This is a genomic window from uncultured Pontibacter sp., from assembly GCF_947495565.1.
In the GTDB taxonomy this organism is placed as follows: domain Bacteria; phylum Bacteroidota; class Bacteroidia; order Cytophagales; family Hymenobacteraceae; genus Pontibacter.
Genome location: NZ_CANLZM010000004.1, coordinates 118,588 through 135,457, shown reverse-complemented (window position 1 = coordinate 135,457; position 16,870 = coordinate 118,588). Strand labels below are relative to the sequence as shown.

At 47.9% G+C, this 16,870-nt stretch carries 15 protein-coding genes; 10 read left to right on the top strand and 5 right to left on the bottom strand.

Annotated elements, in window-relative coordinates; all coding sequences use genetic code 11:
* The first annotated feature begins 45 nt into the window (after nucleotides 1-45).
* Nucleotides 46-966, top strand: a complete 921-nt coding sequence (locus tag Q1B04_RS06900; RefSeq protein ID WP_299757238.1) for a universal stress protein — start codon at nucleotides 46-48, stop codon at nucleotides 964-966.
* A gap of 112 nt (nucleotides 967-1,078) precedes the next feature.
* Here the strand turns inward: Q1B04_RS06900 and nhaA are convergent, their stop codons facing one another.
* The 4 genes from nhaA to Q1B04_RS06880 form a co-directional block, all read right to left on the bottom strand.
* Nucleotides 1,079-2,431: a Na+/H+ antiporter NhaA gene (nhaA, locus tag Q1B04_RS06895; protein WP_299757236.1), complete on the bottom strand. Its 1,353-nt coding sequence runs from the start codon at nucleotides 2,429-2,431 to the stop codon at nucleotides 1,079-1,081.
* A 149-nt stretch (nucleotides 2,432-2,580) separates the two neighbouring features.
* Nucleotides 2,581-3,654: an alanine/ornithine racemase family PLP-dependent enzyme gene (locus Q1B04_RS06890; RefSeq protein WP_299757234.1), complete on the bottom strand. Its 1,074-nt coding sequence runs from the start codon at nucleotides 3,652-3,654 to the stop codon at nucleotides 2,581-2,583.
* A gap of 1 nt (nucleotide 3,655) precedes the next feature.
* Nucleotides 3,656-4,108: a GNAT family N-acetyltransferase gene (locus Q1B04_RS06885; RefSeq protein ID WP_299757232.1), complete on the bottom strand. Its 453-nt coding sequence runs from the start codon at nucleotides 4,106-4,108 to the stop codon at nucleotides 3,656-3,658.
* On the bottom strand, nucleotides 4,048-5,787 hold the full coding sequence (locus Q1B04_RS06880; protein WP_299757230.1) for a sodium:solute symporter family protein: 1,740 nt from the start codon (nucleotides 5,785-5,787) through the stop codon (nucleotides 4,048-4,050). The genes Q1B04_RS06885 and Q1B04_RS06880 overlap by 61 nt, the downstream gene beginning before the upstream one ends.
* Before the next feature lie 427 nt (nucleotides 5,788-6,214).
* On the opposite strand from Q1B04_RS06880, the gene Q1B04_RS06875 reads away from it, so the two are divergent.
* Complete coding sequence (locus Q1B04_RS06875; RefSeq protein ID WP_299757228.1) at nucleotides 6,215-7,471, top strand: aspartyl protease family protein; 1,257 nt, start codon at nucleotides 6,215-6,217, stop codon at nucleotides 7,469-7,471.
* 20 nt (nucleotides 7,472-7,491) lie between these two features.
* Here the strand turns inward: Q1B04_RS06875 and Q1B04_RS06870 are convergent, their stop codons facing one another.
* Nucleotides 7,492-7,770, bottom strand: a complete 279-nt coding sequence (locus tag Q1B04_RS06870) for a hypothetical protein (protein WP_299757226.1) — start codon at nucleotides 7,768-7,770, stop codon at nucleotides 7,492-7,494.
* Nucleotides 7,771-8,334: 564 nt separating this feature from the next.
* Between Q1B04_RS06870 and Q1B04_RS06865 the strand changes: the two genes are divergently transcribed.
* The 8 genes from Q1B04_RS06865 (at nucleotide 8,335) to argH (ending at nucleotide 16,820) form a co-directional block, all read left to right on the top strand.
* Nucleotides 8,335-9,009 carry a GNAT family N-acetyltransferase gene (locus tag Q1B04_RS06865; protein ID WP_299757224.1) on the top strand — a complete coding sequence of 225 codons (675 nt, stop codon included), beginning with the start codon at nucleotides 8,335-8,337 and terminating at the stop codon, nucleotides 9,007-9,009.
* Nucleotides 9,010-9,036: 27 nt separating this feature from the next.
* Nucleotides 9,037-10,239, top strand: a complete 1,203-nt coding sequence (locus Q1B04_RS06860; RefSeq protein WP_299757221.1) for an argininosuccinate synthase domain-containing protein — start codon at nucleotides 9,037-9,039, stop codon at nucleotides 10,237-10,239.
* Nucleotides 10,227-11,231, top strand: coding sequence for an N-acetyl-gamma-glutamyl-phosphate reductase (argC, locus tag Q1B04_RS06855; RefSeq protein WP_299757219.1), 1,005 nt, complete (start codon nucleotides 10,227-10,229; stop codon nucleotides 11,229-11,231). Before Q1B04_RS06860 ends, argC begins: the two co-directional genes overlap by 13 nt.
* 140 nt (nucleotides 11,232-11,371) lie before the next feature.
* Nucleotides 11,372-12,526, top strand: coding sequence for an aminotransferase class III-fold pyridoxal phosphate-dependent enzyme (locus Q1B04_RS06850; RefSeq protein WP_299757217.1), 1,155 nt, complete (start codon nucleotides 11,372-11,374; stop codon nucleotides 12,524-12,526).
* Nucleotides 12,526-13,479, top strand: a complete 954-nt coding sequence (locus Q1B04_RS06845) for an acetylornithine carbamoyltransferase (RefSeq protein ID WP_299757214.1) — start codon at nucleotides 12,526-12,528, stop codon at nucleotides 13,477-13,479. Before Q1B04_RS06850 ends, Q1B04_RS06845 begins: the two co-directional genes overlap by 1 nt.
* 96 nt (nucleotides 13,480-13,575) lie before the next feature.
* Nucleotides 13,576-14,364 carry an acetylglutamate kinase gene (gene argB / locus Q1B04_RS06840; RefSeq protein WP_299757211.1) on the top strand — a complete coding sequence of 263 codons (789 nt, stop codon included), beginning with the start codon at nucleotides 13,576-13,578 and terminating at the stop codon, nucleotides 14,362-14,364.
* Nucleotides 14,364-15,440 (top strand): M20 family metallo-hydrolase, encoded by a 1,077-nt coding sequence (locus Q1B04_RS06835; protein ID WP_299757209.1) that lies wholly within the window; start codon nucleotides 14,364-14,366, stop codon nucleotides 15,438-15,440. Before argB ends, Q1B04_RS06835 begins: the two co-directional genes overlap by 1 nt.
* A 42-nt stretch (nucleotides 15,441-15,482) precedes the next feature.
* Nucleotides 15,483-16,820 carry an argininosuccinate lyase gene (gene argH, locus Q1B04_RS06830; protein ID WP_299757206.1) on the top strand — a complete coding sequence of 446 codons (1,338 nt, stop codon included), beginning with the start codon at nucleotides 15,483-15,485 and terminating at the stop codon, nucleotides 16,818-16,820.
* The last annotated feature ends 50 nt before the right edge of the window (nucleotides 16,821-16,870 follow it).

Sequence of the window (16,870 nt, the reverse complement as noted above, 5' to 3'; positions counted from 1 at the left end):
TAATGATTCTATTTTAGCTCAAACTCAATCTAAAGACCTACTCTTATGAACAAGATTAACAGACTGATGGTGGGGCTGGACCTCACAGGCATGGACGAGTCGATGGTGACGTATGCAGCTTTTTTAGCCCGACAACTGCATGTGGAGACCCTATACTTCATTCATGTAGAAAAGAGCCTGGAGGTGCCAAGCGAGCTGCTGCAAAGCCTGCAGCGCAATAACCTTCCTGCCGACGAGAGCATCCGCGAGATGATTATGACCTTAGTGGGGCCTGCTTTTAAACAACTGCCGCAAGTGCAGGTGGAGGTTTTGGTGGAGGAGGGTACACCCGTAAAAGAAATACTGCATTGGGCCAAGATCAAGAATATTGACCTGCTGCTAATGGGGCGCAAGCTGAGCTTACGCGGTACAGGTGTGCTGGCCCAAAAACTGCTGCGCACAGGCAGGATCAGCGTACTGTTTGTACCTGAAAATAGTGAGCCGCGCTTACGAAATGTGGTGGTGAGCATAGATTTTTCGGAATACAGCGAGATGGCACTGGAACGGGTGCTGCAGGTGGCGCAGGAGAAGCCGGACATACACGTAGTGTGCCTGCACGCGTATCAGGTGCCCTCCGGCCATCGCACTCTCGGTATGACCTACGAATCGTTTGATGAGCGTATGCGCGGTTTTGCACAGGCCAAGTATGAGAAGCTTATTACTCATTTTCCGGAGCTCGACAACCGAACAGAACTGACGCTGGTGCGGCAGGAGGAAGAAGATATCGGCGAATTAGTGGTTGTAGAGGCTAAGCGCGCACGCGCCGACCTTTTAGTGATTGGCGCAAAAGGCATGTCGGCGGCTGCTTTGTTTGTGCTGGGCAGTGTTACAGAAAAGATACTCCGCCACGACCTGGATATTCCGCTGCTTGTGTTCAAGAAAAAAGACGAAGACATGGGCTTTCTGGATGCTCTGTTATCTCCTTAATGCGTCCGTGCAAAGTATACACTAAACCCTGCCTTATTAAAAAGCAGGGTTTTTCTTTTTTGGTTAGTGAAACAAAGTAATTTAAGAGGATTTACCTTTTTTTACACTTGCTTTATTCAACCGTAGGCTTAGGTGCGGAAAACCGTAGGATGAGGTAAGCCGCAATACCCGCTACAACAGAAGCACAAAGTATGGCTAACTTAGAAAGCGGCAGTAAAGCAGAGTTAGCAAACGCAAGGTTGGCGATGAAAATAGACATGGTAAAACCTACGCCTCCCAGTAAACCAACAGCCAGCAACTGCATCCAATTAAAAGCTTTTGGCTTAGCAGCGATGCCTGTGGCAGAGGCAAGCCAGGCGAAAAGAAGTATACCAAGGGGTTTACCCAGCACCAACCCAAGTATAATGCCTATTGGAAGCGATGCTGATAAACCGCCCACCAGGTCGGCATTGATAAATATACCGGCGTTTGCCAAGGCAAAAATCGGCATAATGGCATAGGCTACAATAGGGTGCAGGGCATGTTCCAGCCGGTGCATCGGCGAGAGCGCCTCCTCACAGTTTTCCTCTATTGTGTACACCGCGCCTTGGTAGGCTTCGCTGTTGACCTCCAGGTCTGGGTCTTCTTTTACTGCCCAATGGGAAACTTGTAGTTCTTCCACAATGTTTCCTGTGCTACTCACAAATTCTTCTTCTGTTATCTTAGAGCGGCCGGGTATGGTAATGGCTAACAGAATACCGGCCACCGTTGCATGCACACCAGATTTCAGGAAAGCTACCCACATGATGATACCGACCAGCACATAGATCCAGATGTTGCGCATTTTCAGGGCATTTCCTGCCAGCAGCAAGCCAAAGAGCAGAAACCCAATCCAGAGGCTCTGGAAGTTAACCTCCGAAGTATAAAACAGGGCTATTACCAGCACAGCCCCTATATCATCCACAATGGCATAGGCAATAAGAAAAAGCTTGAGAGAGAGTGGTATACGGGGGCCTAGCAGCATAAGAATGCCGAGGGCAAAGGCAATATCGGTGGCCATAGGGATGCCCCAGCCTGATAAGCCATCGCTGTTCAGATTTAGGAGCACAAATATGCCAGCCGGTACAACCATGCCTCCCAAGGCCGCTGTAACCGGAAAGGCTGCAGACCTAATAGAGGATAACTCACCCACCATTGTTTCGCGCTTGATCTCCAACCCTACCACAAAGAAGAATATGGCCATCAGTCCATCGTTAATCCAAAGTATAGCGGCTTTAGTTAGGCCATAATCTCCTAAGGCTAGGGTAAACGGCGTATTCCATACTTTTTCATAAGTGTCTGCCCAAGGGGAGTTGGCCCAGGCAATAGCAATGATAGTGACGAACATCAGCAGAATGCCGCTGAAGGACTCTGCCTTCACAAACTCCAGGAGCGGGTACAGGATGCGTTGATAAAGTTTTGGCTTAGCGGTAATTGTCTTGTTCAAGGTGCGCGTGTGTTGGTTCAACTTGTAACTAATGACGTGGCAGCCAAAACAAATGTTCTGCTATATCCTACAATAGGAGAGGAACATAAATGCAGAAGCCACAGCTTTAAGTATAAAACTGTGGCTTCTGACAATAGTATGAAGTATGGTTATTTCATCACTTCTTTCTCTACGTAACGTGAGTTAAGCAAACTTAATGCGCCCATGTATCGGAGGTTAAACCGCAGCACATCGCCAACTTTATAGTTCTGCTCATTCAAGCCAAGCTCAACAATAAGCATATCCGAACTGGCGCCTATCACACTAATGTTTTCATCCTTCGGAATCAAAAATTTGGGATTTATATCCAGAAGGCCCACATCTAGTATGGCGCGGTGCGATGTTTTGCCGTACAGCTTTTCATCTATCTCAAAGCTCTCGCCGCTGGGGTTTTCAGCCAGAATGCCACTCGGAATCATAGGCTTTTCAGTGAGCTCTATAATTTCTGTGTCCAGTTCGAAAACATCATCATGCATGCCTTCGAATGTTTCGTTGGTAAACAGGTTCAGCCCAAAATACAGCGCCTCGCCAATACGAAAATGATTGACGCCTTGCGGCAATAAATGGTTGAACAGCAACGGAATGGTAACAGACGTGCCACCCGATACCCACGGAATTTTACGGTTAAACTTGGCCTCAATAATTTGTTTGTACAGGCATAACTGTATTAATTTATCCTGAGTAGGCATAACACCGTGCAAACAGTTGAAATTAGCGCCTAAGCCTATAACTGAGATGCCTGGCAGCTCAAAAACATTCTCGTAAAAGTCCACTAGCTCTTCGCCCATCACGCCTTCTCGCAGGTCGCCCATTTCAATCATGATGATGATCTTGTGGAGCCGCTCCTGGTTTACTGCCTCCTCCGACAGCAGCCGTATTATCTCAAGTTCTGTCTGGAAGCTTACGTCAGCGTAACGGATAATTTCGGGTATACTTTGTTTTGGTGCCGGCTTTATGTACACGGTCTGCACATCGGGCGCCATCTTCTTTATCGTCTTAAGGTTAGATACCCTTGAATCATGAATCTCTTTCACGCCCAAGGCGAGCACCTCTTTCAGAAAGAGCTCATGGCCGCACAGCAATTTGGTTACAATGCCCCAGTCTATGCCATGCTCCCTGAAAACATGATCAAGGTGGTTGTAGTTATGTAGTAGCTTGTTGTGGTTCAGCTTTAGAACTGCCATGTTATCTCGTTAATCTATACTCTAAATACTTGTTTGTAAAGCCGAGTTTTTCATACAGATGCCGCGCCGGGTTCTGCGGCTCCACGTGCAGCGCTATACTTCCGTTGGTGTTATCAATGGCCATTTGTACCAGCCCTTTGCCAACACCTTTTCCGCGTGTGCTGCCGTGCACAGCCACGTAAACAAGTATGTTCTCTGGTATATACCCGCTCATGCCGGTATTGTTCAGAATTAGGGCACCTACCACTTTAGTATCTTCGGTGGCCACCAGTACCGAGCCTCCTTTGCCTTCAGCGCCCGATAAAGCGTAATCCATGCATTTGGCAATATCCTCACGCTTATCTCCATATTCATCCAGGTGTTCAAAAAGGAAATCCAGTACTTGGTCACGGTTTAAATCTGCGTGGTTTGATGGCGTATAGCGGTGGTAGCTGATGCCGTTGTTCTCTGCCATAGTTTTGTCTCTGTTTTGTTAGGGAATAATAGTGTTAGTGTAATATAAAGTATAAGTGAGGCGGTGAGGCCAAATAGGTTAGGGTCGAGATTAAAAGGCAGGGCAAACGTAAGATCCAGCCACGAGATATGTACGATGCTGCTGTCAGAAAGTGTACGCTCCACCAATCCGCGCAATTCAAACTCGCTCAGGCTCAACCAGGTTTGGCTAACCTCTGCCGGAAAGTAGGGGTGTAACGACTTCGCTAAACCTGTGATATCAGCATCCGGTGCCGGAGCAGCCAAAGTGCTTATTTGTAATACCACGGTTACCACACCGCCCATCAGCATTGCCCAGAACGCCGCCACACTGCTGCGCCTCTTCCAGAACAAGGCTCCCAGCACCGGCACAAAAAGGCCAGATACCATAAAGGCATATGAGTAAAGCATCAGGTCCAGCACGTTTGTCATGGTAGAGGCCAGCCACAGCGCAAATGCGCCTACCAGCAAAGTAATTAACTGCGACAAGCGCAAAGTTTTAGGTGATTCAGGGTCAATCTTAAAGAAATGGCTCAATACGTCTGTCACGATATTCCCGGAAGAGGCCATCAGGCAGCTATCGGCAGTGGAAAGTATAGCCGAGAAGTAGGCCGAGAGCATCAGGCCCATTAGCCCTACCGGAAGAACAGAACGCAGCAGCATTGGCAAACCAGTTTCAGGGTCTACCACAGCGCCAGCGCCCAGCGAATCGAACATGCCCTGCTCGGCGGCCACGCGTGCCAGTATGCCTAAACTAACGCCCATAAATGCCATTAGCGGCCACTCAAAAAAACCGGCGATAAACCAGGCACGTTTAGCTGTTTTTTCATCGCGGCAGGCGTAAATGCGCTGGTATAAAGTCATGCCCACAAACCAGATCGGGATAATGGTAATTCCCCAGTTCACGATCTGCTGCCAGGTAATATTAGTCAGGCTCAGAAAATGTGCCGGCAGCGTAGTTCTGATGGCTTGCATACTTCGGCCTCCTTGTTCCGAAAGGTAGCTCGGGCTTAACATCTGGGAAAAGTCAAGCGTGTCCATGCCCCCGACAGCGAGGAAAGAGACCGGTATGCCGATAAATATGAGTCCGCCCATTAGAATGGCCCACTGTATGGTATCCGTATAAATCACTGCTTTAAGGCCACCCATCACAGTATAAACCACCGCAATGATACCCATAATGAGTAGCGCAGTGTTAAGGTCTAAATCGACAAACGTGCCACTGGCAAGCTTAGCCCCAGCCAGAATTTGAGAACTGGTAAAGCCTGTATAACCAATAGCAGAGATAATACCGGCCAACAATGCAACCCGCGCATTAAAGTAATAACCGAATATCTGGGGAAAGGTGAGAAAACTGGCAAAAGCAGGGTTGCTTTTAACTTTTGGAATCAGAAAAACAGCTGCCAGCCAAGCACCTAGCAAGCCTGTAAACAACATCCAAGAGCCTGAGAGCCCCATTGCAAAGCCCAAACCGCCAAGGCCAATGGAGAAGCCGCCGCCCACATCAGTTGCCACTACAGAAAGCCCGATATGGCTGCTGCTCATACTTCGGCCACCAACATAATAATCTTCAGCACCTTCATTCTTTCTCAGGAAGTAAAATCCAACGCCGAGCATAGCCAGCATGTAGAGCACAAAAATGGAGAGGTCGATGTAGTGCATATGTTAGAAAAGTATAAATTTATTAAATTTCAATTCTCAGGTTTACTCCTTAAGGTACTAATTTTTGCAGCCATTTTCAGCAGATAGTCGTTTTATTAGGTCATATCGTTTAAAATGAATCGGAAGGCTGAGCCGATTTTGTACAAATCTTAAGAAGTATGGAATGTATAACAACAGGTGTTTGTATTTCTATGTGCGTGAAATTATTAGAACATTTCAATTTAAGAATAATTGAAATGACCTAACCTTTGCCGGAGGTTGTGGAAAGGAAGAAAGTCGATTTACGTAAGTGGCGAGAGTGCAAAAACAAGTATAAGCGTTATTACTAATTGCAGCTGTAAGAGATTATATATCAGCTGCTAATGGTGTCCTTTGTATAGAAGTTCTGCGTATAACTATATAGATGTCTCACGCCAAACACTCGCTTATGAGAATAGCCATTTATTCTGCGATGTTCTGTGCTTGCCTTTTTATTTTGTTATCCGAAGCCAAAGTACAGGCACAAATCCTGCAAGAACCTGATACGGTATACTTCATCTCGAACCGTAAAAAAATAACAATGCCTTTCAAGCTGGTGCATAACCTTATTGTGTTGCCGGTTCAGGTTAACGGCTCAAAGCCTCTCAACTTCATACTTGATTCCGGAGTAAGAAATACCCTCATTACGAAATTGTATTATACCGACTCGTTAGATTTAAAGGAATCAAACCGCATTAAGATAAGAGGGCTGGGAGAGGGCTACTCCATAGAGGCGCTGCACAGCATAGGCAACAACATTTTTATGTCTGGCATCAAAGGCGACAACCATACTGTATACGTGCTGCTGGAGGATATTTTTAACCTGTCCACGCGTATGGGGATGCCTGTGCACGGGATTATCGGGTATGATATTTTTAAAAATTTTATAGTAAAGATAAACTACAGCAAAGAAACCATAACGCTGTACAGACCAGACCACAAAATCAGAAAGCCGCGCAGAGCGGAAGAGTACCCTTTACTGATTGAAGATGCTAAACCATACTTGAATGCCACAGTGAAGCAGCATAACGGAGACTCGCTGGATGTGAAGCTGATAGTGGATACGGGCGCCAGTCATGGTATTTCGCTATACTTGCCAACCAATGATCGGCTAGAGCTTCCGCCCAAAGTGATGCAGGCATACCTTGGCCGTGGTTTGGGTGGCGATATAAATGGTAAAATAGGAAGACTGGAGGGCTTTAAGCTGGGGAAGTATGAGATAGAAAACCTGACGGCTTCTTATCCTGATGAGGAGGCTGTAAAACTAGCGCTGAACATAGCCGGGCGCAATGGCAATTTAGGGTCGGCAATACTGAAGCGGTTCACGGTTATTTTCGATTACCCAAACGAGCGCATCATTTTTTCACCTAACAGAAGGTTTAAAGAGCCATTTAACTACAACATGGCTGGTTTTGAGGTAAGTACACCACTTCCGGGCGCAAATTTTTATGTAGTGTCTAACGTGGTGGAAGATTCGCCAGCTAAGACAGTTGGAATGCAGGCCGGCGACCAGCTCCTGCATATAAACGGCCGCTCCTGCAACGAGCTTCAACTGCAGGAGCTGCTAAACATGCTCGACAGCAAACCGGGGCGTAAACTAAAGCTGCGCCTGAAGCGGCAGGAGGAGATTATTGATGTTAATTTTGTACTTCAAAGCAGAATCTGAAGCTGTTAACCAACAGTAGCTTACGGATGTTGTAAATCCGTGAATATCTGAAAGATCAGCAGCAAAACAGCCATCACAATTAATAGTATGGCAGCGTAAGTGCGAGCTCTTGGGATAGGCTTTAGGTATATATTTCCGTTATCATCTACTCCCTCAAAACGTAGGTCGGAAAGTATAAGGCCATTGCCGAAGCTAAGCCAAATAGCCGACATCAGGGCGTCACTTGTAAAGAAAAGCGAAACCAATCCAATAGCTGAGAAAAGAATCCCGATTATAATTCTTATTGACAAATTTTTCATGTAACAGATTTAAGCAGCAGCCCCACAGGCTTATGACGGCGCAAGTTATAAATTTTGATTCAGATGCTCCTGAATTGATCGGGTTTAGAAACAAAACTCATTACAGTTAAGGAGCTATTTGTTACTTAAGCGCTATAATGTGTAATATTTTAAATAAATTTAGCGCTTTGCTTGCATAAGTCGTTTCTATTACGAAACATTTGCAGTGTAAATAAGGGTATAACACAGAACCCACTATTTTAAAACAACTAATGAAAAAAAAGACGCTTTTATCATCTGATGTGATAAAACACACTCCAGCCACGGAGGGTGCGGCTTTTTCTACCTTTTCTGATAAGGTAGTTTTGAGGGTAATTATACCTGCGGTCCGCTACAGGCGGTAGCCTACATTTTTCCTGACTGCCTATGCGGTAGTCATCTATCCACCAATATTCTTTTGCATTTCGATCTTTAGCTGTCCGGCTGTTGCCTGAGCTGCTTTTTCGTTGCATTCAATTTTCCGGTTAAATTTTTATAAGCTGACTTTAGCTGTGCCCAAAGCAGCATAGCTATACTTTTGTAACAATGGATCAACCTGCATTCATCGTGACGGTTGCCGAAGGGCAACATATTATCCATGCGCTGCAAATCTGCAACGAAATGGAGTCTTCGGCTAAGGCGCGCGGCACCGGCATTGCCAAACGCTCACCGGATTATATTGCCCAAAAAATGCTGGAGGGCAAAGCCGTAATCGCGCTGCACCAGGACGGTACCTGGGCTGGTTTCTGCTATATCGAGACCTGGGGCCACGGCAAGTACGTCGCCAACTCTGGCCTTATTGTATCACCTGAGCTGCGTAAGAGCGGACTGGCGCGTCTTATCAAAAAGAAAATATTTGAACTTTCACGCACTAAGTATCCGGATGCTAAGATCTTCGGATTGACAACTGCCTTGGCGGTAATGCGCATTAACTCCGGCCTCGGCTATACGCCCGTAACCTACTCGGAGCTAACTGATGACGAGGAGTTTTGGAAAGGCTGCCGCAGCTGCGTGAATTTTGAGATACTACAAAGCAAGAACCGCACAAACTGCCTCTGCACCGCCATGCTGTACGACCCTACCAAGGAGAAGGAGTTTATAGCTTTGCCTGTGGTAGAGAAAAAGACAGTGCCAAAGCCAGGGAGCGCTAACGAGCGGTGGCTGCGTCATCGTCAGAAGCCGGGGTTAAATGCGCTTGAAATGAGCCCAGTAAAAGTATAAGTGAACATCAGAAAGTATAACTAAGGAATGAAAAAAGTAGTTTTAGCCTTTAGCGGCGGCCTCGACACCTCTTACTGCGCCATATACCTGGCGCAAGAACTTGGCCTGGAAGTATACTCAGCCATTGTAGACACAGGCGGTTTTTCAGCAGATGAACTGCAGGAAATAGAGCGCAGGGCCTACGCAATGGGCGTAAAACAACACACCCACCTAAATGAGACAGCGCACTTTTACAATAGCTGCATCCGCTATTTGGTTTATGGCAACATCCTGAAAAACAATACTTACCCGCTTAGCGTGAGTGCCGAGCGTGTAACGCAGGCCATTGCCATTGCCAATCATGCAAAAAGCGTGGGTGCAGACTTTGTGGCTCATGGCAGTACTGGTGCTGGTAACGATCAAGTGCGATTCGACATGGTGTTTCAGGCACTCATTCCGGAGGTGGAGATTATTACCCCGATTCGTGATAAACGTTTGTCGCGGGAACAGGAAATCACTTACCTGAAGGAGCATGGCGTGGAGATGGATTTTCAGAAGGCGCAATATTCGATTAACAAAGGTATTTGGGGAACATCTGTTGGCGGAAAGGAAACCCTGACCTCTCACTTGCCTTTGCCGGAGGAGGCTTACCCAACGCAGCTAAGCAAAATCGAACCAGAGCGCGTGACTTTATACTTTGAGAAAGGAGAGCTTAAAGGCGTAAATGAGCAGTCTTTCGAGCATCCGGTAGAGGCCATACAGCACCTGCAGGAGTTAGCCGCGCCTTTCGCCATTGGCCGCGACATGCATGTGGGCGATACCATCATCGGCATTAAAGGTCGTGTAGGTTTTGAGGCCGCTGCCCCGATGGTGATCATCAAAGCACATCACCTGCTGGAGAAACACGTGCTTACCAAATGGCAACTGTACTGGAAAGACCAACTCTCGGTATGGTACGGCAACTGGTTGCATGAAGGCCAATTACTTGACCCGACCATGCGTGATATGGAGGCTTTTTTAGAGAGCACACAGCAAAACGTAACCGGTAAAGTATTTGTACAACTGGCGCCTTATCACTTTCAGGTGGAGGGTATAGAAAGCAAGCATGACCTGATGAGCGACAAGTTTGGCAGCTACGGTGAAATGAACCGCGCCTGGACCTCAGATGATGTGAAGGGATTTGCCAAAATTTTCGGAAACCAGACCAAAATGTACCACACAATAAACAATACGACAGAATGGGCGGAATAAGTATAAAAGCAGGTATTGTAGGCGGCGCTGGCTACACCGGTGGCGAACTGCTACGCCTGCTCCTAAACCACCCGAACGTAGAAATAAGTTTTGTGCATAGCAACAGCCAGTCAGGCGCACCCGTGCACGAGACCCATAAAGATCTTCTAGGCGATACTGATTTATACTTTACTGATGAGCTGCAGCAGAACGTGGACGTGCTGTTCCTGTGCGTAGGCCATGGCGCGGCCAGGAAGTTCCTGCAAGAGCAGCAGCTAAAGCAAAGTATAAAAGTGATTGACCTGAGCCAGGATTTCAGGTGGAATGAAGACTCGAAGGAGCAGGTGGTAAACGCCTGTGGCAGAGACTTTGTATATGGTTTACCTGAGCTTCAGCGCGAGAGTATTAAACAAGCTCACAACATTGCCAACCCTGGTTGTTTTGCCACGGCTATACAATTGGCACTGCTGCCGCTGTCGCAGCATAATCTGCTAACCGAGCAGGTGCAGGTCAGCGGCATTACAGGCAGCACCGGAGCCGGGCAAAGTCTGAGTGCCACCTCGCACTATAGCTGGCGCAGCGGTAATATATCAAACTATAAAGTCCTCAGCCACCAGCACCTGCACGAAATCCGGCGCACGCTGCAGGGTATGCAAAGCAATGACTTGCCAAGTATAAACTTTGTACCTTACAGAGGCCCCTTTACGCGCGGTATTTTGTGCACCAGCTACACCCGCTGCAGCCTGAGCCAGGCGGAGGCAGGGGAGTTGTATGGCAGCTATTACAGCCACCATCCTTTTGTCAGCATCAGCGCCAGCACCCCTGACCTAAAACAAGTTCTAAATACAAACAAATGCCTGCTGCACCTACAGAAGGAGGGAGATTACTTAATCATCACAAGTCTGATTGACAATCTTTTGAAAGGAGCTTCAGGACAGGCCGTGCAGAACATGAACCTGCTGTTTGGGCTGGAGGAACAAGCAGGTTTGAGACTAAAAGCTTCGGCTTTCTAAATATATAATCTCCCTTTTTAGGTGGGATTATACCAAGCATATTACCAGCTATCAAATTAACAACACTTTAGCAGTTAAGCTATGTACGTAAAGTATTTCATCTATTGTTTAACCTCTTACATCTAATTATACCTTAGATCATGAATGTATTTGATGTTTATCCGCTCTTCGATATCACGCCCGTTCGGGCACAAGGCGCCTATGTCTGGGACGAAAAAGGCGACCGTTACCTCGACCTCTACGGCGGCCATGCCGTAATCTCCATCGGCCACAGCCACCCTCATTATGTTAAGCGCATTGCGCGCCAGCTTTACGACATCGGCTTTTACTCCAACTCCGTTCAGATGCCGATGCAGCAGGAGCTGGCAGAGAAGTTATGCGAGTTAAGTGGTTACCATGACTACAGCCTATTTTTGTGTAACTCAGGTGCTGAGGCAAATGAGAATGCCCTCAAACTCGCCTCTTTCCACACAGGCCGTAGTAAAGTAATTGCTTTTAAAGGAGCTTTCCACGGACGTACCTCTGCTGCCGTAGCCGCTACAGACGACGAGAAGATACAGGCGCCAATCAACAAGACGGATAACTTCATTTTTCTGCCACTAAACGATATTGCAGCATTTGAAAACGCGCTGCAAGAGCACGGTTCTGAGTTGGCCGCTGTGATTGTAGAAGGTATACAAGGCGTGGGAGGCGTGCAGCTTCCGGAGCCAGGTTTTCTGCAAGCCCTTGCTAGAGGATGCGATAAAACAGGCGCATTGCTGATATTAGACGAAGTGCAGTCGGGCCATGGCCGATCAGGTAAATTCTTTGCGCATCAGCATACAGACCTAAAACCGCACCTGATTACGATGGCAAAAGGTATGGGCAACGGTTTTCCGGTGGCGGGTGTACTGATCAATCCGCAAATAGAAGCAAAGCACGGGATGCTAGGCACTACGTTTGGGGGCAACTACCTGGCTTGTGCGGCTGCACTGGCTGTGCTGGAAGTGATGCAGGAGGAGAAACTGATGGAAAACGCACACAATATCGGGCAGCGCCTGATGCATGAGCTGCGCCATCTGCCAGGTGTAAAAGAAGTACGAGGCGAAGGCTTGATGATAGGTGTGGAGCTAGATAAACCTTGTGCCGCTATAAGAAAGCAGCTGCTGGAGGAGCACCAGATCTTTACAGGTTCCTCTTCAAACAAGAATACGCTGCGCCTACTGCCGCCACTCTGCATCGGCATGCGCGAAGTAGATGCATTCCTAACAGCTTTTGAGGCCGTCCTTTATCAAACTGAACCACAGGCTATCTAATGAAAAAGTATACTTCTGTGCATGACGTAGCCGACCTGAACCAATTGGTAGAAGAGGCGCAGCACCTGAAAGAGAACCCCTACAAGTATAAAACGCTCGGCGAGAATAAAACCTTGGGATTAATTTTTCTGAACCCCAGCCTGCGCACGCGATTGAGCACGCAGAAGGCTGGGCAGAACCTGGGCATGAACGTGATCGTGATGAACCTGGATAAGGAGGGCTGGGCTTTGGAAACACAGGAAGGAGCCATCATGAATGGCACTACTGTGGAGCATATTAAAGAAGCTGCTGCCGTTATGGGCGAATACTGCGATATTATTGGGATCAGGTCTTTCCCGAAACTGCAGAACCGGGAGGAAGATTACAGCGAGGAGCTGCTACAGCAGTTTATCAAGTATAGCAAAAAGCCAATCGTGAGCCTGGAGTCGGCTACGCGCCACCCGCTGCAAAGTTTGGCAGATTTGTTGACGATTAAAGAAAACGCAGTGGCCGGCAAGCGCCCGAAAGTGGTGCTGAGCTGGGCTCCTCATATCAAACCGATTCCGCAATGCGTGGCAAATTCTTTTGCTGAGTGGATGGCGTACGCAGATGTAGACCTGGTGATAACGCACCCGCAAGGCTATGAGCTGGCCAATGAGTTTACCCAAAACGCTAACGTTACCACCAACCAACAAGAGGCGCTGCAAGATGCTGATTTCGTATACGTCAAAAACTGGTCGAGCTATACAGATTATGGCAAGGTGCTGACAGATGGAGAAGGATGGATGTTGACTAACGAGAAGCTGCAGGTAACCAATAATGCGAAGGTAATGCATTGCCTGCCGGTGCGGCGCAACGTGGAGCTAAGTGATGAGATTTTGGATGGCCCGAACTCGCTGGTTCTGCAGCAGGCTAATAACCGTACTTATGCCGCTCAGGCTGTGCTAAAGCGTATGCTGGAGGCTTTGGTATAAATAGTGGTGAGGGATTTTCGATATAAAACTTATCAACTGATAACACGGTTATTGACGGTTACTTAATACCACCTCGCCAGGAAATTACTTTAACACATGATCATAGTAAAGATAGGAGGCAATATCCTCGATAATCCGGAGCGGCTGCAAGCTTTTTTAGTTGATTTCGCGCAGTTGCCCAGCCCAAAGTTACTGGTACATGGAGGCGGAAAAATAGCCTCTGCCATTGGCCAGCGTATGGGCATTACGCCTCATATGGTAGAAGGCCGCCGCATTACAGACGCAGAAACGCTGGACCTGGTAACCATGGTCTACGGCGGATTGGTAAATAAGCAGGTGGTAGCGAAGCTGCAGGCATTGGGCTGTAACGCCATAGGCATGACTGGTGCTGATGCCAACATTATTCCCGCGCAGAAACGTCCGGTGAAAGCTATAGACTATGGTTTTGCAGGTGATGTGACAGGCCCGGAAAGTATAAACGTGCAGGCGTTGGAGGTATTCTTACAGGCTGGGCTTATTCCAATTTTTGCCCCGCTCACCCATGACACGAAAGGCAGCCTGCTCAATACCAACGCCGACACCATTGCTTCGGTACTAGCCACGGCACTGGCTCCGAAGCATAAAGTGCAGCTGGTATACTGTTTTGAGAAGAAGGGAGTACTACAAAACGCGCAAGACGATGATTCTGTGATTTCGGCTATTGACAGTGAAAAGTTCGAGAAGCTGAAAGGTAAAGGCGTGATTAACGCAGGCATGGTGCCGAAAATGGATAATGCCTTTGCTGCGCTGCAGCAGGGAGTGGCACAGGTCCTAATTTGCCAGGCAGAAGCTTTGACAAGTATAAACACCAACCACTACAGCGGCACCACCCTCAGCCTTACCTAATGAAGCAAAAAGAACTATACCACCAGGCGGTGCAGCTGTTGCAGGAGCTAATTCAAACGCCGTCGTTCAGCAGAGAGGAAGATAAAACAGCCGCTATACTTTCAGGCTTCTTAAAAGGAAGAGGCGTAGAATCAGTTCATCAGCAACAGAATAACATCTGGGCTTTCAATAGGCACTTTAATCCGGCGCTTCCAACTTTACTTCTTAATTCCCATCATGATACTGTTAAGCCAAACGTCGGGTATACCCGCAACCCTTTTGAGGCAGCTATAGAAGACGGTAAACTTTTTGGCTTGGGCAGTAACGATGCCGGTGGGTGTCTGGTGTCGTTGGTGGCGGCCTTTTTATACTTTTATGAACGGCAGGACCTGAAGTATAACCTGGTGTTGGCGGCAACGGCGGAGGAGGAAATCAGCGGTAGCAACGGCATCGAAACTATACTGCCGCAACTGGGCCATATAGAAGCTGCCATAGTTGGAGAGCCGACAGAAATGCATTTAGCCGTGGCTGAAAAAGGGCTGATAGTACTGGATTGCACCGCCAAAGGCAAAGCTGGCCACGCTGCACGTGAAGAAGGCGTAAATGCCATATATGAGGCGCTGCCGGATATAGCATGGTTCCAGAGTTACACTTTTCCTAAAATGTCGGAGCATTTGGGGCCGGTGAAAATGAGCGTGACGGTACTGCAGGCGGGCACGCAGCATAACGTAGTGCCGGACACCTGCACCTTTACCGTAGATGTGCGCCTGACCGATGCTTATACAATGGAAGAAGTATTGGAGACAATTCAGCAGCATGTAAAGGCCGAAGTACAACCGCGCTCTATGCGCCTGAAACCATCTAACATTTCATTAGAGCACCCGTTGGTACAGGCCGGCCTTCGCTTAGGCAGACAAACCTATGGCTCTCCGACCCTCTCAGATCAGGCGCTGCTGCCTATGCCTTCGCTCAAAATAGGGCCAGGATTCTCAGGGCGGTCTCACATGGCAGACGAGTACATTTACCTGCATGAAATAGAAGAAGGAATCAAAAATTATATTGAGCTGCTGGAGAGCGTGATTATCCTAAATAGTTAAATACATGCTTCAAAAGCTTACCCACTTTTTCAACACCACTACATGAAACTTTGGCAGAAAACCACGGCTGTAGCCGCTGAAATAGAAAAATTTACTGTTGGCCGCGATGCGGAACTGGACATGGAACTGGCGCGCTTCGATGTGCTGGGCTCGCTGGCGCATACGCAGATGCTGCAAAGTATAGGATTGCTAACTACAGCGGAACTACAGGTGCTGCAGGCGGAGCTGAAAAACATCTATAAAAGTATAGAAGCCGGAGATTTTAATATTGAGCCAGGTGTGGAAGACATACACTCGCAGGTGGAGTTGGAGTTGATTAGGAGAGTGGGTGAGGCGGGTAAAAAGATCCACAGCGGCCGCTCACGCAACGACCAGGTGCTGGTAGACCTGAAGCTATACTTTCGTCATCAGCTGCAAGAGGTAGTGCAGGAAGTGGAGAATCTGTTTGAAGTGCTGCAGGCCCAGAGCGAAAAGTATAAAAATGTGCTGTTGCCAGGTTACACGCATCTGCAGGTGGCCATGCCCTCATCATTTGGTTTGTGGTTTGGAGCATATGCAGAGAGTTTGCTGGACGATATGCAACTGCTGCTGGCCGCCTATAAAGTAGCCGATAAAAACCCTCTTGGCTCTGCAGCTGGTTACGGTTCTTCTTTTCCGCTTAATCGCCAGATGACTACCGATCTGCTGGGTTTTGATAGTATGAACTACAATGTGGTGTATGCACAGATGGGCCGTGGCAAAACCGAGCGAACCGTCGCTGTGGCCTTGGCTGCTGTGGCTGCCACAGTAGCCCGCATGAGTATGGACCTGTGCCTGTATATGAGCCAGAACTTCAGCTTTGTAACGCTGCCCGACCACCTGACTACCGGCTCCAGCATCATGCCGCACAAAAAAAATCCGGACGTGTTCGAGTTGCTGCGTGGCAAATGTAACAGGCTGCAGGCACTGCCAACTGATGTAAGTATGCTGCTCATCAACCTGCCATCCGGCTATCACCGCGAAATGCAGTTACTAAAGGAAAGCCTTTTCCCAGCTTTTCAGGAGATAAAAAGTTGTTTGCAGATGATGGCTTACATGGCGCAGCAGCTGCAGGTGCGGGAGGATATTCTAAAAGATGAGAAGTATAAATACCTGTTCAGCGTAGATGCCGTCAATGCGCTGGTGCTACAGGGGGTGCCGTTCAGAGATGCCTATAAAGCCGTGGGAGAGCAAATAGAGGCAGGTACTTTTCAGGCTCCGGCGGAAGTAACACACACGCACGAGGGAAGTATAGGCAACCTTTGTAACAATGAAATTGCAGAGCAGATGCAGCAGCTGGTGCAGCAATTTAACTTTGAGCGGGTGTATCAGGCCTACGCAAACCTGACTGGTGCTTCATAACTTCTAAGGTGGTTGAAAGTATAAATTTAAACTTTAAACCACCTTAGCTA

Bases quoted from the DNA above. Each gene is read 5' to 3' on its own strand.
- Q1B04_RS06900 (WP_299757238.1), top strand. From the start codon at position 46: ATGAACAAGATTAACAGACTGATGGTGGGGCTGGACCTCACAGGCATG.
- Q1B04_RS06890 (WP_299757234.1), bottom strand. From the start codon at position 3,654: ATGGCAGTTCTAAAGCTGAACCACAACAAGCTACTACATAACTACAAC.
- Q1B04_RS06885 (WP_299757232.1), bottom strand. From the start codon at position 4,108: ATGGCAGAGAACAACGGCATCAGCTACCACCGCTATACGCCATCAAAC.
- Q1B04_RS06880 (WP_299757230.1), bottom strand. From the start codon at position 5,787: ATGCACTACATCGACCTCTCCATTTTTGTGCTCTACATGCTGGCTATG.
- Q1B04_RS06875 (WP_299757228.1), top strand. From the start codon at position 6,215: ATGAGAATAGCCATTTATTCTGCGATGTTCTGTGCTTGCCTTTTTATT.
- Q1B04_RS06870 (WP_299757226.1), bottom strand. From the start codon at position 7,770: ATGAAAAATTTGTCAATAAGAATTATAATCGGGATTCTTTTCTCAGCT.
- Q1B04_RS06865 (WP_299757224.1), top strand. From the start codon at position 8,335: ATGGATCAACCTGCATTCATCGTGACGGTTGCCGAAGGGCAACATATT.
- Q1B04_RS06860 (WP_299757221.1), top strand. From the start codon at position 9,037: ATGAAAAAAGTAGTTTTAGCCTTTAGCGGCGGCCTCGACACCTCTTAC.
- argC (WP_299757219.1), top strand. From the start codon at position 10,227: ATGGGCGGAATAAGTATAAAAGCAGGTATTGTAGGCGGCGCTGGCTAC.
- Q1B04_RS06850 (WP_299757217.1), top strand. From the start codon at position 11,372: ATGAATGTATTTGATGTTTATCCGCTCTTCGATATCACGCCCGTTCGG.
- Q1B04_RS06845 (WP_299757214.1), top strand. From the start codon at position 12,526: ATGAAAAAGTATACTTCTGTGCATGACGTAGCCGACCTGAACCAATTG.
- argB (WP_299757211.1), top strand. From the start codon at position 13,576: ATGATCATAGTAAAGATAGGAGGCAATATCCTCGATAATCCGGAGCGG.
- Q1B04_RS06835 (WP_299757209.1), top strand. From the start codon at position 14,364: ATGAAGCAAAAAGAACTATACCACCAGGCGGTGCAGCTGTTGCAGGAG.
- argH (WP_299757206.1), top strand. From the start codon at position 15,483: ATGAAACTTTGGCAGAAAACCACGGCTGTAGCCGCTGAAATAGAAAAA.